The following is a 25,564-nucleotide window of genomic DNA, read 5'->3' as shown; positions in this document are numbered from 1 at the left end:
CCTAGGAAGGCAGAAGCCGCATCAAGGCTTCCCTTACCCCCCAAATCCACCCGGGTCGCCCTTGGGTTGGTTGTCGAGGTTGCTGTTGGGCTTATTGGTGCCTAGGAACCACGTGAAGCCGAGGTAGCCCACGCGCGTTTCGTACTTGGTTTGCAGGTCGGTGCGGAGGTTGGGGGCCCCGAGCTGGGTGCGCTGGCGGCGCGTGTTGAAGAGGTCGCTCACGCGCAGCGTGAGGGCCGCCCGGTCGTGGAAGAGGCGCTGGCGCAGGGCCACATCGACCCCGTACACGGCCAGCACGCGGCCCTGCGGCACCACCTGCGGGGCGCGGTAATTGCCGCTAAGCTGCGCGGCCAGCGTCTTGGTCGGACTGAAGGTGTTAAGCAGATAGGCCGTGCCGGTGAGGTTGGCGCGGGTGCCGTCGCCGACGTAGTTAGCCACCTGGTTGCGATAGAACGAGCCATTGGCAACGAGCTTCCACCACTTGGTGAGGGTTTGCGTCAGCGAAAGCTCTAGCCCGTAGCTGGTGGTGCCCCCGAAGTTGGCGTAGCTGGTGCGGGTGATAAAATCGGGCTGGCCGCTGAGGCGAGTGGCCAGCGTATCGACGGTGCGCAGGCTCTGAATAGCCTGGCTGGCAAAGCGCCCAAATAGCGTAGTGCTCAGCGTAGTGGATTTCCAAGTGGCTTGGTGGCCCAGCTCGGCCACGTGCACGTACTCGGGGCGCAGGTCGGGGTTGCCGACCACGTAGTTGCGCGCATCGGAGTAGATGGGTAGGGCCACTATTTGCAGGAAATTGGGCCGGTTGAGGCGGCGCGCATAGCTGAGCTGCAGGCGCTGGTCGTGGGGTAGCGCCCGCGCCACGGTGGCCGACGGAAACAAGTTGAAAATGCGCTGGCTGGCCGAGCCGCTGGGCTGCACCTGGGCTTGCAGCCCGGTAAACTCGGCCCGTAGCCCCGCCTGGTAGTCCCAGAGGCCGGCCTTGTGCTGGTAGGTGCCATAGGCCTGCGGAATAACCTGCTGGTAGCGATAGCGGTACGAGCCGGCCTCCTGCGGCACAAACTCGCCGCCCGCCGCGGGCTGCACCGCGTAGTCGGCCGTGCCGGGCGTCAGCATGATGTCGGTTTTCAGGCCCGCGCCCCAGCGGCGCTTATCGCCTAGGGGGTGCACGTAGTCTAGCTGCGCCGAGGGCATATGGATGGTCACGTCGAGGAACTGCCGACGCGCCTGCCGGGCATAGTCGGCGGGCCCGTCGAGCACGCGCTGCTCGGTGGTCACGGTGCCGCCATCCAGAATGTAAACGGCCCCGGCCGTGAGCTCGCGGCCGGGGTGGGCGGTCCAGGTGCGGCGGTAGTTGCTGGCCAAGCGTATAGTGTAGAGGTCGTCGGTTTCTAGGTTCTGGTTTTGCAGGCCAATGGCGGGGGCAGTGCCGCGCGTGAGCCGGGTCGTGAAGTCGCTGGTCTGGCGCAGGTCGTTTTTGTAGAATTCGGCGGTCAGGGTCAGACTTTGCTCGGGGCGCAGGGCGTAGTCTACCCCTAGGCGCAGGGCCTCGTTGGCTTGGTGGCGGGCGGTGCGGCCGGCCTGGTCGGTAGCGGTGGTGCGGCCCTCGGCCGTGGCCACCTGCTGCAAGGCCGAGCTGCCCCGAAACTCGTTGTTTAGCCCGTTCACGTTGCTGTAAAAATTGAATTTGCCCATCTTGCGGCCTAGGTTTAGTGAGGCGCTGTACTTGTCGCGGGTGCCCACGGTGGCCAGGGCGTCGCCGTTCCAGCCCTCCTGAGTTTGCTTTTTCTGCACTAGGTTAATGATGCCACCCGTGCCCTGCGCCGAGTACCGGGCGCCGGGGTTGGTGATAACCTCTATAGTTTCGAGGCGGCTGGCGGGCAGCTGGTCGAGGCGCAGGCTGCTGGGCGCGGGCTTGCCATCGAGATACAGCGTCACACCCGCATTGCCCCGCAGGCTCACTTGGCCGTTTTCATCCACGGCCACCGAGGGCACTTTTTGCAGAACATCGGCCGCTGTGCCACCCACGCTGTTCAGGTCCTTGCTAACGTTAATGACTTTCTTGTCTAGGTCGTCGATGATGGCCGCCTTTTCGGCCTGCACCACCACGCTGCCAAGCTGCACGGCCGCCGGGGCCACCTGCCATTCGCCCAGGCGAAGCACCGGGGTAGCCGCATCTAGCACGACGGGCCGGCTGCCTGGCCGGTAGCCCAGTGCTTCGGCCCGCAGTAGGTACCGTCCTAGGGGCACTTTGACCAGCGTGAAGCTGCCGTTTGCAGCTGTTTGGGTGTTGGCTACCACGGCCGAGTCGGGCAGCTGCCGTAGCAGCACGTTGGCAAAGGGCAACGGCTGGCGCGTGCCTTGGTCGAGCAGTGTGCCCGACACTTCACCTAGGGTTTGGGCGGCAAGACGGCCGGGTCCTAGGTTAATCAGCAGTAGTAAGAGCCCCCAAAGCCGCCAGCTACCTAGGTAGCCGGCCGACAAGCGTTCAACGAGATGCGCTGAACAAGAGCGGATAGCTTTTTCTAAGTAAGCAATAATGCATTGATTAACAACGTTAATTACAATGCAAGCTACCTTGCAATACCTATTAAAAGGTGCTGATTGTACTGGCTGATTCATCGGATTTTAGAAAATAGAGTGACGAAAAAGGTGTGACTAGGGCGGCAGTAGTACTGCTCTAGAAGATGTTCGAGCTAGGCTCGAACAACCCCCAAACGGCTGTCATTGCGAGGAGGCACGACGAAGCAATCGTACTCGAACGGCGCGGCTGAACAGGTGCGATTGCTTCGCTGCCGCTCGCAATGACAATCGCTTTTTTAGTCAATTCAAACGGCTTCTTAACCTTTAAAAGCCGGCCCAGTGGGCGGGGCTACTTGGCCTGGCGACGCAGAAAGAAATAGTAGGCCAGAAACCCGAACGCCGTGCTGAAAAGCATGATAATAAGCGAGTGTAGGCCTAGGGGCAGCGACCAGTTGCACAGCGCGAGCCCTGTACCGGTGCTGAGCAGCAGCGCTATCCATTTCACCACCTTTTTCAGCTCATCCTGGGGACCGGGCAGCAGGCGCTCCACCACGCTGTCCGACACGGGGGCGGCCAAAATTTGGCGCTTCAGCAGGTAATTCAGCACCGTTTTTATGGCGCCCAGCACGAAGCTACACAGCAGGTAAAAGCCGAATACGGGCAGAAAAATCTGTTTGGCGTAGGGGTATAGCGCGCCGAAGTCGGAGGGCATGGAGGTGGCCTGAGCCGCGGCGCCCCCGGCAGTCAGGCAGCACAGCAGGAGCAGCAGAGAGCGTTTCATGAGGGAGAAAATGGGGGCGATACCGGATTAGACCGGCTCGCGCTATTCGGGTTGCAAAAAATCAGGAAAAAGTGAGCAGGCGCATGTGGCGGCGGTGCCGGGCCAGTAGCTCCAGGCCCTGCCCAACCGCAAACACTGCCACCACCACGCCTAGGCCGGCCCCCAGTACGGTAAATAAGCCCTGCACCGCCTGCGCCAGCACGCCGCCAAACAGCATTAAAAACACGATAACCACCCCCATCACGAGGGCAGCTACTCCACCGAGCACCCACGGAAAGGCCGGCTGCGCCCTAGGTAGCTGCGCCAGCACGCTGGCCGTGAGGTCGAAGCTAAAAGCCGGGGGTGGCAGCTGGGCCGCCGCCCCAAACAGCTGCCGGTAAGTAGCCACCCGGCCCTGGCACAAGCTGCAGCCGCGTAGGTGGGCAGCCTGGGCAGCCGAGAGTAGCGCTGCCGATTCGGCAGCTTCTTGCAGGGCGAGTTCGGAGAGGTGGGGGCTGGTGGTCATAGGTCGTGGCGGTGATAGCGGGCAAGGAGGTGCTGCTTGAGCTGCTTCCGGGCCCGGAAGAGGTAATTTTTCACGGTGCCGTCGGGCAGCGAGGTTATCTGGGCAATCTCCTCGTAGCTCAACTCTTGCTGGTGATACAAGGAGATGAGCGTGCGGTAGAGCGGCGGCAGCTGCTCGATGGCGGCGCTCAGAATGCCAGCCAAGTCCTGGTCGAACAGAGCCGTTTCGGGGTCGTCGTCGGAGGTGGCGGTGGGCAGGGCGCGGCGGCCTTCCTCGGTCGCGTCGTCGGGCGCGGCTTCGGCGGGGTCGAGCAGTACCAGCTGCTTCTTTTCGAGGTAGTGCAGGCAGGTATTGTAAGTGACCTGGCCGACCCAGGTTGAAAGCTTAGCTTGAAACTTAAAGCCGGCCAGGTTCTTAAACACCTTCAGGTAGACTTCCTGCGCAAGGTCGGGGCGGTCGGCGGGGTGCCGAATCATCTTGAATATCAGCTGCGTGACCAGCCCTTCAGTGCGCTGCACCACCTGCCCAAACGCCGCCGTGTTGCCGCCCAGCACTTGGGCCACAAGCTGCTGGTCGGTAGCGGAGGAGGTGGGCAGGGTGCGCATCTAGGCATGAGACCGGTCGGCGAAAATTATGTTGCACTAAGGTGCATAGCCCACAAAAAAACCGGCTGCCCAAGGTAGGCAGCCGGTTTTTTGTGGCCCTAGGTTGCCTCGCAAAGAGGCAGGTTGCTAAGGCTATTTGATATAAGGTTGGTAGGAAAGGCAGCGCCGAAACCTCACACTAAGCGCCCCTTTACCCGGTAGCCATACAGCCCAAATAGCAGCACCACCACGAAGCAGGCCAGTGGCACCACGTAGCCCGCCTGAATGGCATCGCCTTGCAAATCAATGACTGTGCCCATGAGGTAGGGCATGGCGGCCCCACCCACTATCGACATCACAAGCCACGACGAGCCAGGCTTGGTGTCGTCGCCTAGCCCGGCTAGACCCAGCGAAAAAATGGTGGGAAACATGATGGACATAAAAAAGCCCAGCCCGCCCAGCGCGTAGATAACGTAGGCGCCATTGCCAAGCACCGCCACGCCGCACAGCGCAATGGCGATGACTGCATAAATAGAAAGCAGCCGCTGCGACGACACGTATTTCAGCAGGGCTGTGCCAATAAAGCGCCCCGCCGTGAACAGTAAGCCGTAGAGCCCTAGGTAGTAGCCGGCAGTCTTTTCGTCGAGCCCGCCGCCCTGCTTGGCCATCCGGATGAAAAAGCTGGTGACGCATACCTGCGCCCCTACGTAGCAAAACTGCGTCACCACGGCCCAGGTGAGGTGCCGGTGCCGCAGCACCGCAAAGAAGCCGCCACCCGCCGACGGCTCGCTTTCCTCGGCCTGCACCTCGGGCAAGGACACCAGGTAGAACAGCAGGGCCACCACCAGCAGTACCACGCCTAGCGTGATGTAGGGCAGCTTCACGGCCGCCGCCTCGTGCCCTAGGTAGGCCAGGCGCGTGGCTTCGGGCATGGCCGCCAGCTGCGCAGCGCTGTATTCTTTGCCCGATAAAATGAGGCGTGTGCCCACCACTGGCGCAATGATTGCCGATAGCCCGTTGAAGGCCTGCGCCAGGTTGAGCCGCCCCGTGGCACCTTCCGGCGACCCCAGCACGGCAGCATAAGGGTTGGCCGCCGTTTCGAGGGTAGTAAGGCCGCAGCCAATAATGAATAAGGCTGTGAGAAACAGCGCGTAGGACCGCGCCCCGGCAGCTGGCACAAACAAGAATGCCCCCGCCGCAAACGTCACCAGCCCAATAATAATGCTGTTTTTGTAACCCACCCGCTTGAGCAGCATCCCGGCCGGAATAGCCATCAGAAAATAAGCCAGAAAGACGGCGGTATCGACTAGCGTCGATTGCCGGTTGTCGAGCTGGCAGGCTTTTTTGAGGTGCGGAATCAGGATGGAGTCCAGGTTGTGCGCCATGCCCCACAAAAAGAACACGCAGGTAACCAGGATGAACGGAAACAGAAAGCGCTGGCTGCCAGCAGGGCTCGGGGCCAGAGTGGCAGTAGTAGCGGAGCCGGAGGGAAGGGCCATAGGGTGGGAGTATGGAATGAGAGCTTAGAGAGGTAAGCGCCACGATGGTAGGCGCAATGGGGTGTTGCACCCGCGGCAATAAGTAGCGCCACGAGCAACGCGGCGGGCAAGATACTGCGCTGCGCCCAGCGGCGCAGCTTTTTAGCGGCTGCACTGGCGCTAGAGGCTCCCTATGTGCCGTCAGCAGCTAGCGCGAATTGGCCATACTTAAGCGCACCCAGCGAGTAGTTCCATGAGTATAGGTAGCGCCGCCACGATTAAAATTTCGGAGTCTAACTCATGCTCGAGCTGCCGAGTAGCCCTAGCAGGGCGGCCTCTTTCGGGGCAACAAGCCATCTCGCCAGCATTGCTCCGCAACTTATATAGCTACGGTATGTCTAAAAGCCATTTCTGCTGTCATGCTGAGCTTGTGAAGCATCTTGTCACACTAGGGTTACTAGCTCTAACAGAATAAGATGCTTCGCAAGCTCAGCATGACAGCAGAAATGGTTTTTAGAAAAGTCAGACAAGGGCTTCCTAGTAAATCTTTACTAACCGAACCCAAATAGAAAGAGCCCACTGGCCAGCGTTAGCGGCCTGTGGGCTCTTGTTGGAAGGTAGAGTAAGTGGTAGTAAGACTTGGTTAACGCGACATCTAGGTCGGCTCTGCTGAAGGCGTAAAGCCAGCGCGGCATAGCTGCTTGGGCAGTGCTAGCTGCCTAGCTTTTAGATGTTGCAGTTGTTTCTAAGTAATATACAACTTCATCTATAGTCAGGCGACCTTGCACAAACTGGTTGAGCAGGTGCTGCTGGGCGGGCTCGGTGGTATAAGCGGTTCCTTGCTTATACGAAATAACGGCTTTAATCAAGCGCTGGCGGCTTTGCTCCGTGACTAGTGCAGTGACGGGCAAGGATTGTTGGGCGGGATAGGTATAGTTCATAAACTAAAGTTATAGAATAAAACTGAGCGTTGATACTTCTTTCGTACAATTATTTTAAAAATATAACATTGGCTGAAGTCTAATTCACTTGGTTTTCATTATTTTCATCTAATAGTTCAATTACGCGGTCAATAGTTAGCACACCCTGGATGTACTGTTGCAGGAGGCGCTCTTCGTAGAGGCTGGGCGTAAGAGAGGTGGTTTTAGTCCAGGAAAGGGCGGCAGCCACCATATCGCGCCGTTCTTGTTCGCTTTTCATTAGATAATTTTATAAGTAGTTAGAAGGTGTAAAAGTAGGGAAAAATACTATTCGGATGATGAAAAATTTTCGCTTCTCAACTAGAATTTTCAACCGTACTAGTATCTCAGCATGAGGTGCTCACGAGCCAAGGAAAGAGGCCTGCTTGAGCAGTCTCCTACCGAAAACTGTACCAAAAAGCAGCTATTTAAGTAAATGGCTCTCGCAAGGCACTAGACAATAGTGCTTTATAATTTAATGGGGCTGCGTGGCCTCGCAGCATAGGGCAGCGCGCCAGGAGACCTAGGCGAGCCAAGCGGCTAGCAGCGCCTGTGCCGCCTGCCGGCCGCTGACCAGCGCTGCTTCGACGGTGCCACCGGCTGGCCCTTCATAAAGGCCTTCGCCGGCCCAGTACAGGGTGTTGGCCACGGGGGCGGCGAGCACGGCGCGGGCGGCGGGCGACCCCACCGTGGGGTAGGAGTAGGCTCCGTAGGCATACGCCTCGGCGCCCCAGCTGCGGACGTAACTGCCGCAGAGTTGGGCCTCTAGCTCAGCCACAGGCGTGCGCAGAAGCTGCGCCAATGACCCTAGGGCTAGGTGCAGCAGCGCATCGGCCGAGGCGCTGCGCAGGCGCTGGGCGGCGGGCCCGGCCACCCAGCCCGTGAGCAAGGGGCGCGGGTCGGGGAGCTGGCTCCACCAAGTAGGCACGGGCGCTTCGGAAAGCAAGAACTCAAGCTCGGGCAGGGTGGTCTGCCAGAAGGCGGTGCGGAACTCCAGCACAAATTTGATGACCTCCCCAAACCCTAGCTGGGCGGCCGCCGCCCGGTGGGCCGGCAGGTCGGGGCTAAAGCCCAGGTATCCGGGCTGCCCGGCGGGCCGCTGCCACACGCCCAGCGGCACAGTGCACAGCACGCGCTGGGCACGGTAGGTAGCGCCGGTGGTGGCCACCACCTCGGCGTGGCCCGGCTGCCAGCGCACTTCCTGCACCGGTGTGCCTAGGTGTATTATAGCTCCGGCGGCCTGGGCCTGCGCGGCCAGCCAGCTCAGCAGCGGCCCGTAGCCGCCCTCGGGGCGGGGCGAGTCTTCGGCGCCGCCAGTCTGCCATTCGTCGCGCAGCGCCCAGGAACTCACGCGCTGCGCATCGGCCGCATCGTAGCCCTCGGCAAACTGGATGGCGGCGGTGCGCAGCTCGGCGTGGGCTGGCCCCGGAAACTCGCGGGCTAGAAAATCGGCCAGCGGCAGGTCTTCCTGTAGTTCTTCGAGCTTGGCCAGCACCTGGGGCAGGTGGGCAAAAAAATCGGCATCGTCCCGGGCTTCGCCCTCGCGCACCACGTAGGTGCGGCCCGCCGTGTCTTGCCAGCCTTGGCCCGCCTCTGTGAGCAGGGCGCGGGTGAGGGGCACTTCGCCGTGCATAAACTCAGCCCCCGCCTCGATGGGCTGCGTGAAGCCCGCGGGCGTGAGCGTGTGGGCCCGGCCCCCTAGGTAGTCGCGCGCCTCTAGCAGTAACACGCGCCGGCCCGCGGTGGCCAGGTCGCGGGCGGCCAGCAGCCCCGCCGCCCCGCCGCCAATAAGGAGCACGTCGGTATCGTAGGTAGGGGAGCTGGCGGCCATGGTAGCGGTAAAAAGTTGAGCCCGTAAAGTAACGCCCGCGCGGCTGGAGTGCCCTGCTTAGGCCACGTCTGGTAGCTTAAGTAAGGTAATAGCTATAGATAAGTAGGAATAAAGCGGGCAAGCAAATTGTGTCCTGAAGTGTGAGCGGTGCTCCTGGTAGCGCCGCTTATTTTGGCAAGCTGCTGCATAGCGGTTGGCTAGTGTAGCCCGGTGGGGCGGTGGTTGTTTTCTTTGTGCGCTACCATCTTACCTTTTCCTGCATGCCCCTCTCTACGCTTGGTGCCACGCTGCGCACCGTTATTACTCACGCCCAAGCGCGGCGCCAGCTACTAGCTAGCTTGCTGATGGCCCTAGGGGGGCTGGCGACGACACCCAGTTTGGCGCAGGGGCCCACCCATCCGGTGGAGGTAATGGTGCTAGGCTGCGACCACCTGCATCAGTTGTACACGGCTCAAGACCCTAGGTCAGATGTGCTTAGCCCTAAGAAGCAGGCCGAGTTGGCCCAGTTGCGAGCTCAGCTGCGGCGCTTTCGGCCCGACCTTATCTTGGTAGAAGCCGAGCCTAAAGAGCAGCCGCAACTCGACAGCCTGTATGCCGCCTACCAGCAGGGCCAGCTACAGCTGGCAACGTTGCCCTACGGCCGCAGCGAGCGCTACCAAATAGGGTTTGCGCTGGCGAAGGAGCTGCACCTGCCGGCGCCGCAGGGTGTCGACTACACGGCCTCTACCTCGCAGGGGCTGCTGAGCACCGGCCGCAATATTGCGCTGTTCAGGCAGGGGCTGCAAGAGTTGCAAGCGGCGGCGCGGCCCCTGCGGCGCCAGGTGCAGCACGACAGCCTATCGGTCTACGACTACCTGGCCCGCATCAACCAGCCGGACTTGGTGGCGCTGAGCCACCGGGTGCTGTTTAACACGCCGGCGTACGTGACAAGCGGCACGTTTTCGGCCAGCGGCACCAATACCAACGACCTAGGGCGGGTAGACACTGCTTATATAGGAGCGCACTACATCACGCTGTTCTACAACCGCAATCTCAAAATATATTCGAACCTGCTGCGGGCCCAGCAAAAGACTCATGCCCAGCGCCTGCTGGTGATTTTCGGCCAAAACCACGTCAAGGTGCAGGAGGAGCTGCTAAGTGCCAACCCTACCTACCGCGTGGTGCCCGCGCACACCTACCTCAAGGCCCCAACTCGGCCGCGGCCCAAGGCCAAGAAAGTCAGTTAGCGCGCCCTAGGTAGGTGCTATTGCCCGTGCCGTTTGCTCGGTGCCGATGGCTATTAGGCTTCTTAAGGAGTGGCTACCCAGCGCCTCCTTCTTCGAGGCTCGCGACATAAAAGAGGTCAGGAGCGGCCTGTGCCAGGGCATGTAGAAGCACCTCGTAAGGCTGGTTGTTAACGGTGATTATCTGGTCGGGCCAGCCGGCTCGCCGCAGCACCAGGCCAGGAATACCTTGGGCGGCAAAACTGCTGCCTGCGCACGCTTCATGGGCAGGTGCGTGGGTAGCTGCAACGCGCAGAAAGTGTTGCTGAAAAATAGTAGCATTAAAAACCGAGGGCAGTTGCTTGGGTAGGCCTGGCAGCTGAGCGGCCAGCTCGCTGGAAATGTCCAGCAGCACGTCGGGCTGGGCGAGGTCGCGGCCATCGCACAGGGCGGCCGCGCGCAAGGCTCGCAGGTATAAGTCGCCGGCCTGGGGGCTTTGTTGCTCGGCGCACCTCACCGCCAGGCAGGCCAGCCGCGACGACCTTGGTTGGCCCGTAGCGGGCGTAGCCCGGTGGGGGAGTAGCCCGCCCAGGCAATAGCGCCAGTCAAACCGATGGCCGAACTCAGCGCGCAGTCGTCGCCAGCAAGGTTCGAAGGCCCAGCTTTGGCGGCACAGTGGGTCGGTGTAGTAGTCGATGAGCAGCGTAGCGGCAGGCCGGTTGTGCAGTGAGTTCATGGGGTAGCAAGCAGCTGAAGTGTCAGCACCTGATATCCTCAATAACGGCAAGACCTAGGCTTATAAGTGCTCTATTTTGTAGTAATCCTTTAAATTACAGCATAATTACTGGTTATCACGGAGGCAGGAGTCCGTCTTTTTTACGGGCCTTTCCGTGTATATAATGAGAGCCACTTACTCTATAAGGCAGCATTGAAATAAGAGGAGCGCTCCGTGTTATTGCTCGTTGCCAGGTAAAGCCCGTAAGGCCACCAACCAAGCACTGCACGTAGCTATTCTACTAAGTGTAATTAGCCCACGCTACCCAAGTAAGTAGGCTGCTATACTACTTCCCCTACTTACACTGCGCTAGTGCTATACTGCTCGGTAGCAGCTCCGTTCCTAGTTAAATAGGCCCCTAGGTATGCTGTACAGGTGGCCCACCCTTACGAGGCAAGACCTAGGCATTTTTACGGAGGGGCATCCCTATAAATCGAGAAAATCGCTAGAAATACGGGGGTATAGGTGTTTGTTGGTAATTATCTGATAAGCAACCGCATTGTTTGGACGCTTCGGCAAATGAGTCGTTAGAAAGAGCATGGTTTTCAGGCCATGCTCTTTCAGCCAGGGCACTAAGCTCGAGAGTAGCCCTCGAGCCGCTCTGGCGCATTCATTTACCCGGCTATCGCTACTGGCGTGGGCGCGCCTGACCCAGCAGATAGCTTTTTCACTCCAATACGTATGTCTACCAAACCCACTTCTCTTCCCCCGCAGCACCAAGACCAGCAGCCCGGCCTCGAAAACGAGATGCACCCGCAGCCCGAATACATTCGGCCTAATTACCGTGGCAGCGGCAAGCTCGAAGGCAAGGTGGCGCTCATCACGGGCGGCGACTCGGGCATTGGCCGGGCAGTGGCCGTGCACTTTGCCCGCGAAGAAGCCGATGTGGCTATCTCCTACAAGGCGGAGGAGCAGGCCGACGCCAACGAAACCGAGCGCCTAGTGCAGGCTGAGGGGCGCCGCTGCCTGCACCTGCCCGGCGACCTGCGGCAGGCTGATTTTTGCGCAGCTATAGTGGCGAAAACCGTGCGGGAGCTAGGCCAGCTCAACATTGTGGTGAGCAATGCCGCCGAGCAGTTCACTAGCACCAACGTGGCCGAGCTGCCCAATGAGCAGTTCACCGACACGTTTCAGGTCAATTTCTTTCCCCTGGTGTGGGTGGTGAAGGCAGCCCTGCCGCACCTGCACGAAGGCGATTCCATTATTGCCACTTCTTCCATCAACGCCTACCGGGGCAACCAGCAATTGGTTGATTATTCGGCTACGAAGGGGGCCATCACGGCCTACATTCGCTCTATTGCGCAGCAGCTGGCAGAAAAGAAAATTCGGGCCAATTCGGTGGCGCCCGGCCCCATCTGGACGCCGCTCATTCCGGCTAGCTTCCCGGCCGAGAAGGTGGCCGAGTTTGGTAAAGACACGACCATGAAGCGCCCTGGCCAGCCTTCGGAAGTGGCCCCGGCCTACGTATTTCTGGCCTCAGAAGACGCGTCTTACATCACGGGCCAGGCCATACACCCCAACGGCGGCGAGGTGCTCAATACCTAAGCGGGACGCCCTACCGCCGTGCCGCCGCGCTGCCCTAGGTGGGCCATCAGCCACGGTAGGCGGGCAACCATACTTTTTTTCAGTTTTTGTATGAAGCTATCTCTTAAACCGCTCGACCAGCAGGTTATCGTGCTGACGGGCGCTTCCAGCGGCATTGGGCTGGTGACAGCCCGCCTAGCGGCCGAGCGCGGTGCCAAACTCGTGCTGGCTGCTCGCAATGCCGATGCCCTGCAGCAGCTAGCCGAGGAAATTCGCAGCCAGGGCGGCCAGGCTATTGCCGTGCCTACTGATGTCAGTAGCGAAGAGGCGGTCAACCACTTGGCAGCGGCGGCCATCGCCGAGTTTGGCACCTTCGACACGTGGGTAAACAACGCTGGCGTGTCCATCTTCGGCAGTACCACAGAAGTGTCGATTCCGGACATGCGGCACATGTTCGACACGGTATTTTGGGGCCAGGTCTACGGCTCGCGGGCGGCGGTGCAACACTTTAAGGAGCGCGGCCAGGCAGGGGCGCTCGTCAACGTAGGCAGTTTGTTTGGCGATTGGCCTACGCCGGTGCAGTCGACCTACGCCTCGGCCAAGCACGCGCTGCACGGCTGGACTGGGGCCCTGCGCATGGAGCTGGAAAAGGAAGACGCGCCCGTGTCGGTGACGCTTGTGCACCCCGGCCGCATCGATACGCCCTACAACGAGCACGCGCGCAGCTACCTCGACAAGCAGCCCTCGCACCGCGGCATGGTGTATCCGCCCGAGGCGGTGGGCGAGGCTATCCTCTTTGCCGCTGCCTACCCCAAACGCGATATGTACGTGGGCTTTCAGGCGAAGGCGTTTGCCGTGCTCGCGCCCATCTTCCCGAGCCTGACTGATAAGGTAATGGAGCTGTGGATGTACCCTTCGCAGCACGACGAGCGCCCCTCGCGCAGCCGCGACGACAACGCCCTATACGAACCAGGCTACGGCCTGCATGAGCATGGCACGCACCACGGCTGGTTTCGCTCGGGCAGCCTTTACGTAAAGGCCCAGGAGCGCCCCCTGCTGGCCCTAGCGGCCGTAGCGGGGCTGGGGCTGGTAGCCACGGCGCTTCTTCAGCAGCGTAAGTAGCTTTTGGCTAGCAGTGCCTACAGCCAAAGCCCTAGGTGCTGGGTCGCATGAGAGCTACTACAAAACGGAAGCACGCTCCTGCTTGCTGTGCCCACTGGCGCTAGCTGCTATATATGTACCACGCGTAACATCGCCCACGCAAGTGGGGCCAAAGCAATAGCCAGGCCCCACTTACGTGGGCGAGTGCTTTAAGAGCAGAGTTAGAACTGCTCGTCTGTACTGCCTTTCGGCGCGCCACCGCAAGCCCTGTGCCTGAAAATGGCGTGGTGCAAGCACCTAGGGGCCCAGCTAGCTAGCCAGCTGCTTACTTGCACTCGACCCGGCCCAGGGCTGGCGAGGCGTGTTGCAGCTGGGCACAGGCATCGGGCCAGGCTGGGTCTTCGGGGTAGAGCGCGGTGCGCAGGTAGGCCCAGGTGAGGTGCTGCACCAGCGCCACCCGCGCGGGGTTCTCGTCGGTCGTTTCGGCCGCATCGTAGCCCGAAATGCCACCTAGTAGGTGCCCACTGCCCAGCACCGTCAGCAAGCACTTGGGGCCGGTACTCAGGTAGTACGGGTCGGCGTGCCAGTCGGCGCCACGCACGGTGAAGTGGGGCGATAAGTCCTCGTCGCCCATCACCACTAGGGTGGGGGTCGTCATCTCAGCAAAGCTGGGGTGGCGAAAAAAAGGCACGCGCTCGGCGCCCGCCGCGGTGAGGTCGGCGCCGCCGTTGCCGGGCGGCGTGAGCAGCACCCCCGCCTTAATGCGCGTATCCATCAGGCTCACCTTGGTACCGTCTTCGTCGGTGAGCTGCGCCCCCAGCAGCATGCCGGCCGTGTGCGCGCCCAATGAGTGCCCGGCCACTGCTACCCGGCTGTGGTCGAGGCGCCCGGTTAGCTCGGGCACGGCGGCCTCCAGCGCGGGCAGCTGGTCAAGAATATAGCTCATGTCCTGCGGGCGCGAGCGCCAGAAAAATGGCGCACTTGGCGCATTGACCACGCGTGGGTCTTGGCTCAAGGTCTTGGAGCTGAGGTGTGTGGGCTGAATGACGACGAAGCCGCTGGCGGCCCAGAAATTGGCCAGCGGGGCGTAGCCTTCCAGCGAAGAAAGATAATTGGAGGAGCCGTGGCCGTGCGAAAGCAGCAGGATGGGCAAGTCGCGTCCGGTGCGGGGCAGCGAGATGCGCAGCTGCAAATCGACGGGCCGCCCTGGCGCGGCCAGCACCACCGGGCTGAGCGAGAGAACGGTGGTAGTGAGCTTAACGGTGGCCGGGGCCACAGAAGCTTGAGAAGTAGGCATGGGAAGAGGTACGCCTAGCTAGCGTGGCCCTACCAGGGCTAGCTGCTGGGTGGTGCAAAATTGCGCGCCCCCGGTGGCCGACGGTTAATGAGAATCAAACCAAAAAAGTATGATTATCAAACCTGCTGCTTACGATAGGTGGCAGGCGTTTGGCCGGTTTCCCGCTTAAAATAGTTGTTGAAATAAGTAGGGTAGGCGAAGCCCAAGCAAGTAGCAATGTCGGCGACGCTCCACCGGGTATGGCGCAGCAGCGCCTGGGCCTCGGCCACCAGGCGCTCGGCTAGGTGGGCTGAGGTGGGCCGGCCCGTAGCTTCCTTCACGCAGCGGTTGAGGTAGTTGACGTGCACCGCCAGGCGATTGGCAAAGTCCTGGACCGTGCGCAGTGCCAGCTGCTGCTCCAGGCTTTCGAGCGGAAACTGCCGCTCTAGCAACCCTAGGAACCGCTGCGTGAGCTGCACCGCCGCGCTGGGCGGCTCGGTGGCCTCGGCTGGTGGCTGTATGCGCAGGGCCTCGTGCAGCACAAGCGCTAAGCAATTCTTAACTACTTCTTCCTTAAAATTATACTCATCTTGCTGCACGGCCAGCATTTGCCGAAACAGACCCGCCATAAATTCCGTCTGCTCGCTGGTGAGCTGAATGATGGGCGAGTCGCCCACGTGAAACAGTGGTGAGTATTGCAGCCTTTCGGTGCGCTTGAGGTTGGCCACAAAGGCCTCGGTAAACACGCAGGCATACCCATTATTAGCCGCAGAGTGGTGCACCACCGAGTGCGGCACGAGCGGATTGATGCACAGCAGAAAAGTACCGTCGAGGTCAGTGGTTTCTGCGCCGAGCCCAACGGTCATTTGCCCAGTGGCGAGCACGAGTTTATAAAAATCGCGGCGGCCGGCGCTGGGCAGGGCGTTGGCTGGCGACACCACTCTGTAAGCCTTGAACCCTTGCAGTGGCAAGGCTATACTCGTAAACGCAGAGGGCACTAAATCGGAGGGCATGCTCATGTCACAAAAGTAACATAATCAAACCTGGATTTTTACGCTGTGCGGCCAGCCGCTCCACCTCCTAGGTGCCGGATGGCCAGCGTATCAGCCCACGGACAGGGGCGCTTCCCGTAGCCGTAGCAGCTCTAGTCGGCGGCGCCTTGCTGTTGCCCCGTTAGTCTCGGGCGGGGTTAGCCAGCTGCTTCGTGCCTCGGGGCAGCCTAGGTGGGTACCTCCACCTGCTCGCCTAGCAAAATGCACTACGGGCTAGCAAAACGCTAGGCAGCTGGCACGCCGGCTACTAGTAGCCTTTAGGTCTGCTTGGTAGGATAGCAAGTTGATTAATAAGGCATTGTAGGGTGTGGTTGATTGATGCGCTAGCCCTGGCACCGGCTTTGAGTTCAGTGGCCCGAGCCTTTATAAGTAGTCCGGCATATGGCCGAACTGCGGCTAGCCTCTCCTTGGTCGGTAGCGCGCCAAGTGAGAGGCCTTGGCCGTGACCCTGCCCGCATCACTGGCGCGAAGGGTTGCTAGGGCGCTTTCCAACGGGTGTTATATGAAGCTTAAAACCAAGATTACCCTTGCCTTAGTAGCCGTATTTGGGCTGCTGCTGGGGGTAGGCACTTATTCGCTATATGCGCTACGGCGCCTCGACCGCTCGGCGGCCCAGGTGCTGCAAGCCAACTTTTACTCGGTGCAGCTAGGGCAGCAGCTCTATGCCGCCCTCGACCAGCTAACCCCAGCCCAACAGCAGCGCTACCTCACGGGGGTGGCCCCGGCTGGCTACGATGCTACTGTGCGCCGGAGCCTCTGGCAGTTTCAGCGCAGCCTGGCGCGTGAGGCTGGCAACGTCACCGAGCTTGGCGAGCGGGCAGTGGTCGATTCTCTCATCCATAGCTTTCACGCGTATCAGACGCTGCTCGACCTGCGCTCGGCGCAGCCGCTTACGCCCGCGGTTTATTTTGCCCGCGTGCTGCCCCAGCACCAACTGCTGCGCGCCCAAACTAGCCGCATGGTGCAGCTGAACATGGCCGCTATCACGCGCAAAAGCACCGCCACTGCCCACACCGCCGCTCAGGTGTGGCGCACTACCTGGGCCCTGCTAGCGGGTAGCAGCCTGCTCCTGCTTTTCTTCGTGGTGAGGGTACCTAGGGCAGCCGTGGCGCCCTTGCGCAAGCTACTGGCTAGCCTCCGCAAAGCCAACCAGCAGGATTTTACCGGCAGCATCCCGGCCGGGGGGCAAGATGAGCTGGGCGAGGTGGCTCGCGCCTTCAACCAACTGCTGGCGCAGCTACAAGACTACCGCACCTCCACGGTGGCGCAGTTTAAGGCCGAGCGCAACCGCCTGGCCAGCGTGGTCAACGCCCTCGACGAAGGCCTGCTGGTAGTCGATGAAAAGCACCGCATTCTGGTGGCCAACCCCGTTATCAGCCGGTTGCTAGGCGTGCCTGCTAGCCAGCTCACGGGCCGCCCCGCCGCCGAGCTGGCCGCGCAAAACGAGCTGTTTGCCAGCATGCTGCGCCACCTAGAAGTGCCCGCAACCCAGCGCGCCCACGAAACCCCGGTGCTGACCCTGCCCCAGGAAGGCGGCGAGGCCTACTATCACTTGTTGGTGAATGAGGTAGTGAGCGTCAACGACGCTACGCGGCAGCCTGAGTTTGTGGGCTCGGTGCTTACGCTACGCGATGTGTCCGAATACCGCCGGCTCGACCAGGTGAAGTGGCGGTTTCTGACCACCGTATCGCAAGAGCTGCGGGGGCCTCTTTCGCTCATGCAGGTGAGCCTGCAGCGGCTGCAGGACAGTAAAGCCGGCCCGCTCACGGCCGAGCAGCACAATATTATTTACACGCTCGGCCGCGAAAACAAGCACTTGCTTAAGCTGGTGCACGAGCTGCTCGATGTGTCGCAGCTGGAGCTAGGCACCATTCAACTCAATTTTCAGCCGGCGTATCTGCACGAAATCGTGCAGTTCGTCACCGATACCATCCGGCCCCAGTTCAAGCCCAAGCGCCTGGTGCTCGACGTGCAAGTGCCCGATACGCTGCCCGCCGTGCGCGCCGATGTAGAAAAAACTACCTGGGTGCTGCTAAGCCTGCTGGCCAATGCCATTCGCTATGCCCAGATGCAAGACACGGTGAGCATCAGGGCCAGCCTGCTGCCCACTGGCCAGCACGTGCAAGTGAGCGTGCAAGACCAGGGGCCCGGCATCGCACCAGAAATGCAAGAGCGCATTTTTCAGCGCTTCACGCAGCTGCCGACCCAAAGCGGCTCGGGCCTGGGCCTGAGCATTGCCCGCGAATTTATGGTGAGCCAGGGCGGGCAATTAACCGTGGAAAGCACCCCAGGCAAGGGCAGTACCTTCTCGCTCACGCTGCCGGTCAGCGCCAGCTAAGCGCGTCCGCTTGTTTCTTTTTTAGCATCAATTTCGCATGCCCCCCGACCCGTCTGGTACCATCGTGGCGCCTAGGTTGCCCAGCGCTGTGCCCGCGCTGGTAAGTAGCCCGCCCGCTCTCCCGCGGCTTCGCCGCAAACCTATTGTGGCACAAGCGGCACCTTCCGCGCTAGCCCGCCACCTCACCGTGCGCGACCTCACGGGGCTGGGCATTGCGGCCATTATCGGGGCGGGCATTTTTAGTACCATTGGGCAGGCTAGCCTAAATGGTGGGCCGGCAGTGGCGCTGCTGTTCGTGTTTACGGCTGTAGCCTGCGCCTTCTCGGCGTTGTGCTACGCGCAGTTTGCGGCCACCATTCCGGTTAGTGGCTCGGCCTACACCTACGCCTACGCCTCGTTTGGCGAGCTCGCGGCCTGGGTTATCGGCTGGGCGCTCATCATGGAGTATACCTTAGGCAACATCGTGGTGGCCATTTCGTGGAGCGATTACTTCACCGGCCTGCTCGATGGGGTAGGGGTGCACCTGCCGCGTTGGCTCACGATGGGCACTCAAAGCGCCCACGCCGGGTACGAGGCAGTGCAAGCGCTGCTGCGGGCCGGCCAGCCCCTCGCGGCTGCCGCGCCCGCGCAGCTCGACGCTTACCGGGCCTGGGTTAGCGCCCCCGAGCTGCCGGGGGGCTGGCGGCTGGTCGTCGACCTGCCAGCTTTTCTCATCACCGCGGCCATCACGGCGCTGGTGTATGCGGGCATTAAGGAAAGCAAGAACGCTAGCAACCTGCTGGTTGCTTTGAAGCTAGCGGTAGTGGCCGTTGTCATTCTGGTGGGTGCGTTATATGTAAAGCCCGCCAACTGGTCGCCCTTTGCACCGCACGGCGTGGGCGGTGTGCTCAAGGGCGTGTCGGCGGTGTTCTTTGCCTACATCGGCTTTGATGCCATCTCGACTACGGCCGAGGAATGCAAAAACCCGCAGCGCGACCTGCCTAGGGCCATGATGTGGGCGCTCATTATCTGCACCGTGCTCTACGTGCTTATTACGCTGGTGCTCACCGGTATGGTGAGCTACAAAGAGCTGGGCGTGGGCGACCCGCTTTCGTTCGTGTTTGCTAAAGTGGGTCTCGGGTGGCTTTCGGGCCTGGTGGCTGTGAGTGCCGTGTTTGCCATGGCCTCTGTACTGCTGGTGTTTCAGCTGGGCCAGCCGCGCATCTGGCTCACCATGAGCCGCGATGGACTGCTGCCGCCCGTGTTTGCCAAGGTGCACCCTAGGCTGCACACACCCTCGTTCAGTACCATCATTACGGGCATTTTTGTGGGCGTGCCTGCGCTGTTTTTGAATATTGACCTCGTGGTAGACCTCACCAGTATCGGCACGCTGTTCGCCTTTGCCCTGGTGTGCGGAGGCATCCTCATTCTCGACCCCTACGGCAAGTCTACGGCCCGCTTCACGGTGCCCTATATCAATGGGCGCAGGCTGGTGCCAGCCTTGTTGCTGGGGCTGGCTCTGCTAGGGTATTGGTACCGTCCCGAAAGCATTCGGGTGCTGTGGCTTGACCTAAGCGGGGCCCACGGCTGGCTGCGCAAAGACGCGGCGGGCCACCTCAGCGGCGGCTTTGTGCACCAAATTCCTTACCTAGTAGTGAGCTTGCTAGCGGTGGCGCTGGCCTATAGCACCTTTCGGCGGCGCCTTTCGCTGCTGCCGGTGCTGGGCCTGCTCATCAACCTAAGCCTGATGACGCAGCTCGGCATCCGCAACTGGACTATGTTTTTCGCCTGGCTGCTCACTGGGCTGGTTATCTACGCTGGCTATGGCTACAAGCACTCCAAGCTGAGCCGTCGGCGTAGTGCTGAGTTGGGAAAAGCGTTCGGCAATGACCTAGGGCACTAGGCTTATTCAAAACAACTCCGGCTGGTGAGCCGGTCGGCTAGTTCACTTACCAGAAATACGGTTGGCTGTGGTGCCGCCTTTTCTACTCCTACTTCTCGGACGTTTATGTCGTTCATCGCTCCCGCTACTGCCCTGCTGGCTGCCGCCGCGCAGTTTGGCACCCCACTCTACGTGTACGAGGCCGCTACCATTCGGCGCCAGTACCAGAAGTTAACTACCGCCTTTAGCGGCCACCCCACGCGCTTCTTCTACGCCTGCAAGGCCCTCACCAACGTGGCCGTGCTGAAGGTGCTGCTTGCCGAGGGCGCGGGCCTCGACTGCGTGAGCATCAATGAGGTGCGCCTCGGGCTGCATGTAGGCTTCCAGCCCGAGAATATCTTGTTCACACCCAACAGCGTCGCCTTCAGCGAACTGGTAGAGGCCAAGGAGCTGGGCGTAAACTTGAACATCGACAACCTGTCGCTGCTCGAGCAGTTTGGGGCCAGGTTTGGGGGCTCGTACCCCGTGTGCGTGCGCCTAAACCCGCATATTGAGGCAGGCGGCAACTATAAAATTTCGACCGGCCACATCGACAGCAAATTTGGCATCAGCATCCACCAGCTGCGCCACCTCGAACGCGTGGTGAAGGGCACCGGCCTGCACGTGCGCGGCTTGCATATGCACACAGGCTCCGAAATCAAGGAGGCCGGCGTTTTTCTGCAAGCCCTGGCGATGCTCTTCGACGCTGCGCGTTGTTTCCCGCAGCTTGAATTCTTAGACCTAGGCTCGGGCTTTAAAGTGCCCTACCAGCCCAGCAGCCCCGAAACCGACGTGGCTGGCCTAGGCCAGCAAGTGGCCGCGGCTTTCCGGGAGTTTGAGCAAGAATACGGCCGGCCGCTGGAGGCCTGGTTTGAGCCCGGCAAGTACCTGGTGAGCGAGGCGGGCTACCTGCTGGTAGAGGTTTCGACCGTGAAGCATACCACGGCTACCGTGTTCGCGGGCGTCAACTCGGGCTTTAACCACCTCATCCGGCCCATGATGTATGATGCCTATCACTACATCTCCAACCTCTCGCACCCCGATGGGCCCGAGCGCTTGTACACAGTAGTGGGCAACATCTGCGAAACCGACACCTTTGCCTGGGACCGCCTGCTGCCCGAGGTGCGCGAAGGCGACATCCTGGCCTTCCACAACGCTGGCGCCTACGGCTTTGAGATGAGCAGCTCGTTCAACTCGCGCCTGCGCCCCGCTGAAGTTCTGCTCGACGGTGACGAGGCTCCTCGCCTCATCCGCCGCCGCCAAACCTTCGAGGACCTACTGGTTGGGCAGGTTTAAGGATGGGCAATTTTTAATGCGTTAGACACGCGCTGGCTGTCATGCAGAGCGCAGCGAAGCATCTCGCTCGCTTCGTTGCTAACGTCCGCGAACATTATTAATTACTGCGCCACGCGAGATGCTTCGCTGCGCTCTGCATGACAGGTGTTATAGTAATATCAGCACTTAAGCACTTAGAAGAAGAACGGCTAGCGGGGTAGGTACTGGCGCAGATACCGGCGAATGGGTGCATCAACTCCCACCAACACTAGGTAGGCCAGCAGCAGCAAAAGCAAGGTACCCCCCGGAATCCACAGCACCCGGGTCAGAAACGACGTCTTTACGTTTTCGAGGTAGCTTAGATAGAGCCACAAAAACGGGTAGTGAACCATGTAGAGCGGGTACGAAAGCTCGCCGCTCCAGTGGCAGACGGCGGCCCACCGTGCCGATACCTGGGCCCCGGCCCCTAGGGCCACCAGCACCGGAAAATAGAGCAAAACCACAACGGGCTCGAGCAGCCAGTTGGCCGTCGGCACGAAGGGCATGACAAAAGCCAGCAGCAACAGTGCACCTAGGGCCGGAAAGCCTAGGCGCGTGGGCAGGATGGCGCCCGCCCGGTACAGAGCCAAGCCGAGCAGGAAAGAAGCCGCCATCCGCACGGCGCCGCCCCCAAACGTGTTGCCGTCAAACCCTACCGCTAGGTTGCCCACGTGGTAGGCCTCGTAGCACAACGCCCCCGCGGCCACGGCCAGCAGCAGCCAGAGCGTAGTGGGGCGCACGTGCACCAGCCAAACGGCATAAAGCAGATTGGCCACGTACTCCCAGAACAGCGACCAGGTAGGCGGGTTGAGATGAAACAGGTTGAAATAGCGCTCGTGCACCAGCGGATAGGGCACCAGCAGAGACGAGGACAGAAACATGCGCGCCGTGAGCCCAGGCCCGTAGGTGGCGTAGAGGTGGCTGAAGGGGTCGCCCACAAACGTAATCAGACCCAGCACCGAGCCCACCAGCACTAGCGGGTGCAAGCGCACAAGCCGGCGCAGGAGAAAGGCGCCCACGCCGATGCGCGCCAGCTTGGTATCATAGGCACTGCCGATGACAAAGCCCGAGAGGCAGAAGAAAAAATCAACGGCCAAGTAAGCATGGGCGATGAAGCTGCGCGTGTAGTCAGGCACCACAAACTCCATGAAGTGGAACACCACCACGGCCAGGGCCGCCAGCCCCCGCAAGCCATCCAAGACAACGTAGTGCGGTGTGGCCGTAGTAACAGGTGCGGCAGCAGTGGCAACGGGTGATGGGCTCATGAAGCAAAGAAAGGATGGGTACTTGAATACCACTATGCTTGAGCTAACCGGCCACCTGCCATGTGCAGCGCTACCTAGGGCTGCATAAACTCCGCAGCCACAACAAGCTACTTATTGAGAAATACCAACTGCCAGCGCCCGTGCTGCAGCTGGAGCTTGGTTACGGAAGCATAGTCTATTTGCATGCGGAAGGCATTGCGCAGCGGTATTTCCAAGCAGTGGCACACGAGTGCTCGGATGGTGCCGCCGTGCGTGAAAACAAGCGTAGGCTCCTCCGAAGCAGTAGCCGCTAGCTCGTCGAGAAAAGCGGCGGCGCGCTGCTGCACTGCCCCGAAGGTCTCGCCCTGGGACGGCGCCAGCGTCACGTAGTCGGCCATCCAGGGGGCGGTTTCGGCAGAAGGCAGCTCGGCCCACAGGCGGTTTTCCCAGGTGCCAAAGTTCATTTCGCGCAGCCGCTCGTCGGGTGTTATCTCGGTGGCTACGGTTTCGGCCAGGGCTTGGCAGCGCAGGGCGGGACTGCTAAACACCCGGTAGGGCGGCGGAGGCAGCTTGGGGTGCAGCTGGGCTACTTCGGCAGCAAAGGTGTCGGCCAGGGGCACGTCGTAGTGGCCGTAGCAAATGCCGGGCGCCTGCACGGCCGTGTGGCGAATCAAATAAATTTCCATGCAAAACCAGCTAATAAAAAAAGGTAGCAGCTCACCTCGGCCACCTGCTGAATGGCCCCTAGGCAGTCGCCGGTGTAGCCGCCAATCCAGCGCTGAAAGTAGCGGGCCAGGATGGTCTTGACGGCCGCCAGTGGCAGCACCACCAGCAGCACACCTGGCCGGTGCAACCACGCCGCGTAGGCTAGCAGCGGCAGGGCGCCTAGTATCAGGCCGGCGGCCAGCTCCCTCAGCCGCATCTTTTTGGCGACGGGCTTGGCCTTGCTGTCCTCGTTGGCACGGGCGTAGCGGTGGCTGAAAATGCAAGTCAGCGCCGTGGCCCGGCTAAGGGGGTGGGCAACCAGCAGGGCCGGCGCCACGGCCGCCGCTGGCAGCCCGCGCAAAACCAAAAACTTGCCAGCCAGCAGTAGCCCCAGGCCCGTGGCGCCGTAGGTGCCCAGGCGGCTATCTTTCATAATGGCCAAGATTTTATCCTGCGTCCAGCCGCCGCCAAAGCCGTCGCACACGTCAGCAAAACCGTCTTCGTGAAACGCGCCGGTGAGCAAGATGCTCGCCACCATGCTCAGCAGTAGGGCCACGTCGGCGCTGCGAAACAGGAAGCTTGCCCCCGCAAAAACCCCAGCCGCCACGCCGCCCACCAGCCAGCCCACCAGCGGAAAATACACCGTGGCTTTGTTGAGCAGCTCGTCGGAGTAGCCGACCCAGGAAGGCACCGGCAGGCGGGTATAAAACTGCACTGCAAGCAGCAGCAAACGAAGGTGGGTGCGCATGCACGTAACTAAGAAGCCTGGGTGCCGGAGTCGTCGCTTACGCCGGCGCTGGCAAAGGACGCCATTTCAGTGAGAAAATTGACGGCGGCCTGCACCAGCGGGTAAGCCAGGGCGCAGCCCGTGCCCTCGCCCAGGCGCAGCCCTAGGCGCAAGAGGGGCTGCCCCCCCAGCTCGGCCAGTAGCAGGCGGTGTCCCTGCTCGCCCGATTCGTGGCAGAATACGCAGTAGTCGAGCACGGCCGGGGCCAGCCGGGCCGCCACCAGCAGCGCCGCCGAAGCGATAAACCCGTCGATGAGCAGCAGCATCTGCCGCTCGGCGGCGCGTAGCATCGCCCCGCACAGCTGCGCTATTTCGAAGCCCCCAAAAGTGGCCAGTACCGCCAGCGGGTCGGCGGGGTCTAGCGTCGGGTGGGCCGCCACGGCCTGCGTCAGGATGGCCAGCTTGCGGGCTACGCCCGCCGCGTCGAGGCCGGTGCCGCGCCCCACGCACTCAGCCAGCGGCCGGCCCGTGAGCAGGTGCATGAGCACGGCAGCCGAGGCGGTGTTGCCAATGCCCATCTCACCTAGGCCCAGTACGTTGCAGCCAGCGGCGTGCAGCTCGTCGACTAGCCGGGCACCGCACCCTAGGGCGTCGGCGCACTGGGCGGCGGTCATGGCTGGGGCGTGGGCAAAGTTTTGGGTGCCCTCCGCTAGCTTCTCGTGGCGCACGGCGGGCAGGTCGGCCAGGCTGCCGCGCACGCCCGCATCCACGATGGTCAGGCCCAGCTCGTTCTGGCGGCAAAACACGTTGATGGCGGCCCCGCCGCTGGCGAAATTGCGCACCATCTGGTGCGTGACTTCAGGCGGGTACTGGCTGACGCCGGATTGGGCAATGCCATGGTCGGCGGCGAATATCAATACGTGCGGCCGGCGCAGCTCAGGGGTCAGCGTCTGCTGCACCAGGGCTACTTGCTGGGCCAGGCTTTCGAGCTGACCTAGGGCCCCCAGTGGCTTGGTTTTGGTGTCAATCTTGTGGGCGATAGCAGCAGCTAGCGCGGGGTCGGGCGGCGTGATATTCCAATTCATTCGGCGGTGGGCTCGGTGGGGGCGGCGGGCTCGTCGGCTTTCTTAAAGCGCTTGTAAAGAAATAGCTGCCACTTTTCTTCGGCCACGCCGGCCTGGTCCATCTCGGCGCGGGCCAGGGTGAAAAACAAGTCCGACAAACGGTTGATGTAGGCCGGAATGGCGGGGTCCACGGTATCCACGGCCATCAGGCTTACGAGGCGGCGCTCGCCGCGGCGCATTTGGGTGCGCACCACGTGGCATAGGGCCGATACCTCGTTGCCGCCCGGCAGCAGGAAGTAGTCGGAGGCCGTTTTCATGGCGCCTTCCAGCTCGTCAATCCACTCCTCGCAAAACTGCGCCCCATCGGTCGGCATGGGGTTAGTGTTGATTTTTTTGGCGTCGGATGGGCGTGCCAGGTGCGACATCATATCCATCATGTCCTTCTGAATCTTGTGCAGCTTGGACTGCCAGGCGTGGTCGGTGCCCAGCTTCACCCGCAGCAGCCCTAGGGTTGAATTGACCTCGTCGAGGGTGCCGAAGCACTCCACGCGCACGTCATTTTTGGAAACGCGCGAGCCGCCAAACAGGCCGGTGGTGCCGGCGTCGCCTTTCTTAGTGTAGATTTTCATAAACTATTGATTAAATGCGTGAGAAATAAAAACGTCTGTCATGCTGAACGCAGTGAAG

General features: G+C 61.3%; 22 protein-coding genes. 6 read left to right on the top strand and 16 right to left on the bottom strand.

Features of this window, described 5'->3' with window-relative positions:
• Positions 1 to 33 precede the first annotated feature (33 nt).
• From JAO77_RS18365 to JAO77_RS18330, 8 genes are all read right to left on the bottom strand, one after another.
• Positions 34 to 2,478: a TonB-dependent receptor gene (locus JAO77_RS18365; protein ID WP_198991895.1), complete on the bottom strand. Its 2,445-nt coding sequence runs from the start codon at positions 2,476 to 2,478 to the stop codon at positions 34 to 36.
• A 388-nt stretch (positions 2,479 to 2,866) separates the two neighbouring features.
• Positions 2,867 to 3,298 (bottom strand): hypothetical protein, encoded by a 432-nt coding sequence (locus JAO77_RS18360; RefSeq protein ID WP_198991894.1) that lies wholly within the window; start codon positions 3,296 to 3,298, stop codon positions 2,867 to 2,869.
• 61 nt (positions 3,299 to 3,359) lie between these two features.
• The gene (locus tag JAO77_RS18355) at positions 3,360 to 3,803 is read right to left on the bottom strand and encodes a hypothetical protein (protein WP_198991893.1); all 444 of its coding nucleotides are present in this window, start codon (positions 3,801 to 3,803) and stop codon (positions 3,360 to 3,362) included.
• A complete protein-coding gene (locus JAO77_RS18350) occupies positions 3,800 to 4,408 on the bottom strand; it encodes an RNA polymerase sigma factor (RefSeq protein ID WP_198991892.1) in 609 nt (202 codons plus the stop codon). The genes JAO77_RS18355 and JAO77_RS18350 overlap by 4 nt, the downstream gene beginning before the upstream one ends.
• A 173-nt stretch (positions 4,409 to 4,581) precedes the next feature.
• The gene (gene fucP / locus JAO77_RS18345; RefSeq protein ID WP_198991891.1) at positions 4,582 to 5,886 is read right to left on the bottom strand and encodes an L-fucose:H+ symporter permease; all 1,305 of its coding nucleotides are present in this window, start codon (positions 5,884 to 5,886) and stop codon (positions 4,582 to 4,584) included.
• Between the two features lie 698 nt (positions 5,887 to 6,584).
• Positions 6,585 to 6,806 (bottom strand): hypothetical protein, encoded by a 222-nt coding sequence (locus tag JAO77_RS18340; protein WP_198991890.1) that lies wholly within the window; start codon positions 6,804 to 6,806, stop codon positions 6,585 to 6,587.
• Positions 6,807 to 6,885: 79 nt separating this feature from the next.
• Complete coding sequence (locus tag JAO77_RS18335) at positions 6,886 to 7,065, bottom strand: hypothetical protein (RefSeq protein WP_198991889.1); 180 nt, start codon at positions 7,063 to 7,065, stop codon at positions 6,886 to 6,888.
• 282 nt (positions 7,066 to 7,347) lie between these two features.
• Positions 7,348 to 8,655 (bottom strand): flavin monoamine oxidase family protein, encoded by a 1,308-nt coding sequence (locus JAO77_RS18330; protein ID WP_198991888.1) that lies wholly within the window; start codon positions 8,653 to 8,655, stop codon positions 7,348 to 7,350.
• Between the two features lie 260 nt (positions 8,656 to 8,915).
• Here JAO77_RS18330 and JAO77_RS18325 point away from each other — a divergent pair, with 260 nt between their 5' ends.
• Positions 8,916 to 9,881: a DUF5694 domain-containing protein gene (locus tag JAO77_RS18325; RefSeq protein WP_235998506.1), complete on the top strand. Its 966-nt coding sequence runs from the start codon at positions 8,916 to 8,918 to the stop codon at positions 9,879 to 9,881.
• Positions 9,882 to 9,954: 73 nt separating this feature from the next.
• Here JAO77_RS18325 and JAO77_RS18320 read toward each other — a convergent pair whose 3' ends face one another.
• The gene (locus JAO77_RS18320) at positions 9,955 to 10,593 is read right to left on the bottom strand and encodes a DsbA family protein (protein WP_198991887.1); all 639 of its coding nucleotides are present in this window, start codon (positions 10,591 to 10,593) and stop codon (positions 9,955 to 9,957) included.
• A 720-nt stretch (positions 10,594 to 11,313) separates the two neighbouring features.
• Here JAO77_RS18320 and JAO77_RS18315 point away from each other — a divergent pair.
• Both JAO77_RS18315 and JAO77_RS18310 read left to right on the top strand, forming a co-directional pair.
• Positions 11,314 to 12,177, top strand: coding sequence for an SDR family oxidoreductase (locus JAO77_RS18315; RefSeq protein WP_198991886.1), 864 nt, complete (start codon positions 11,314 to 11,316; stop codon positions 12,175 to 12,177).
• A gap of 90 nt (positions 12,178 to 12,267) precedes the next feature.
• Entirely contained in the window at positions 12,268 to 13,278 is a 1,011-nt protein-coding gene (locus JAO77_RS18310) for an SDR family oxidoreductase (RefSeq protein ID WP_198991885.1), read from the top strand.
• Between the two features lie 304 nt (positions 13,279 to 13,582).
• On the opposite strand, the gene JAO77_RS18305 is transcribed toward JAO77_RS18310, so the two are convergent.
• Positions 13,583 to 14,554, bottom strand: a complete 972-nt coding sequence (locus tag JAO77_RS18305) for an alpha/beta hydrolase family protein (protein ID WP_198991884.1) — start codon at positions 14,552 to 14,554, stop codon at positions 13,583 to 13,585.
• Positions 14,555 to 14,670: 116 nt separating this feature from the next.
• Positions 14,671 to 15,471 (bottom strand): helix-turn-helix domain-containing protein, encoded by an 801-nt coding sequence (locus JAO77_RS18300; protein ID WP_370550237.1) that lies wholly within the window; start codon positions 15,469 to 15,471, stop codon positions 14,671 to 14,673.
• 616 nt (positions 15,472 to 16,087) lie between these two features.
• Here JAO77_RS18300 and JAO77_RS18295 point away from each other — a divergent pair.
• From JAO77_RS18295 to lysA, 3 genes are all read left to right on the top strand, one after another.
• Positions 16,088 to 17,923, top strand: a complete 1,836-nt coding sequence (locus JAO77_RS18295; protein WP_198991883.1) for an ATP-binding protein — start codon at positions 16,088 to 16,090, stop codon at positions 17,921 to 17,923.
• Positions 17,924 to 17,960: 37 nt separating this feature from the next.
• The gene (locus tag JAO77_RS18290) at positions 17,961 to 19,805 is read left to right on the top strand and encodes an amino acid permease (protein WP_198991882.1); all 1,845 of its coding nucleotides are present in this window, start codon (positions 17,961 to 17,963) and stop codon (positions 19,803 to 19,805) included.
• Between the two features lie 105 nt (positions 19,806 to 19,910).
• The gene (gene lysA, locus JAO77_RS18285; protein WP_198991881.1) at positions 19,911 to 21,119 is read left to right on the top strand and encodes a diaminopimelate decarboxylase; all 1,209 of its coding nucleotides are present in this window, start codon (positions 19,911 to 19,913) and stop codon (positions 21,117 to 21,119) included.
• A 188-nt stretch (positions 21,120 to 21,307) separates the two neighbouring features.
• On the opposite strand, the gene JAO77_RS18280 is transcribed toward lysA, so the two are convergent.
• The 5 genes from JAO77_RS18280 to JAO77_RS18260 form a co-directional block, all read right to left on the bottom strand.
• Positions 21,308 to 22,402, bottom strand: a complete 1,095-nt coding sequence (locus tag JAO77_RS18280; RefSeq protein ID WP_198991880.1) for an acyltransferase family protein — start codon at positions 22,400 to 22,402, stop codon at positions 21,308 to 21,310.
• 107 nt (positions 22,403 to 22,509) lie between these two features.
• Positions 22,510 to 23,067 carry an alpha-ribazole phosphatase gene (gene cobC / locus JAO77_RS18275; RefSeq protein WP_198991879.1) on the bottom strand — a complete coding sequence of 186 codons (558 nt, stop codon included), beginning with the start codon at positions 23,065 to 23,067 and terminating at the stop codon, positions 22,510 to 22,512.
• A complete protein-coding gene (locus JAO77_RS18270) occupies positions 23,052 to 23,834 on the bottom strand; it encodes an adenosylcobinamide-GDP ribazoletransferase (protein ID WP_198991878.1) in 783 nt (260 codons plus the stop codon). Before JAO77_RS18270 ends, cobC begins: the two co-directional genes overlap by 16 nt.
• Positions 23,835 to 23,842: 8 nt before the next feature.
• Positions 23,843 to 24,898: a nicotinate-nucleotide--dimethylbenzimidazole phosphoribosyltransferase gene (gene cobT, locus JAO77_RS18265; protein ID WP_198991877.1), complete on the bottom strand. Its 1,056-nt coding sequence runs from the start codon at positions 24,896 to 24,898 to the stop codon at positions 23,843 to 23,845.
• On the bottom strand, positions 24,895 to 25,506 hold the full coding sequence (locus tag JAO77_RS18260) for a cob(I)yrinic acid a,c-diamide adenosyltransferase (RefSeq protein ID WP_198991876.1): 612 nt from the start codon (positions 25,504 to 25,506) through the stop codon (positions 24,895 to 24,897). Before JAO77_RS18260 ends, cobT begins: the two co-directional genes overlap by 4 nt.
• Positions 25,507 to 25,564: the final 58 nt, after the last annotated feature.

Source organism: Hymenobacter sp. BT559 (assembly GCF_016427535.1).
Classification (GTDB): Bacteria; Bacteroidota; Bacteroidia; order Cytophagales; family Hymenobacteraceae; genus Hymenobacter.
This window is presented reverse-complemented; position numbering and strand designations above follow the sequence as displayed.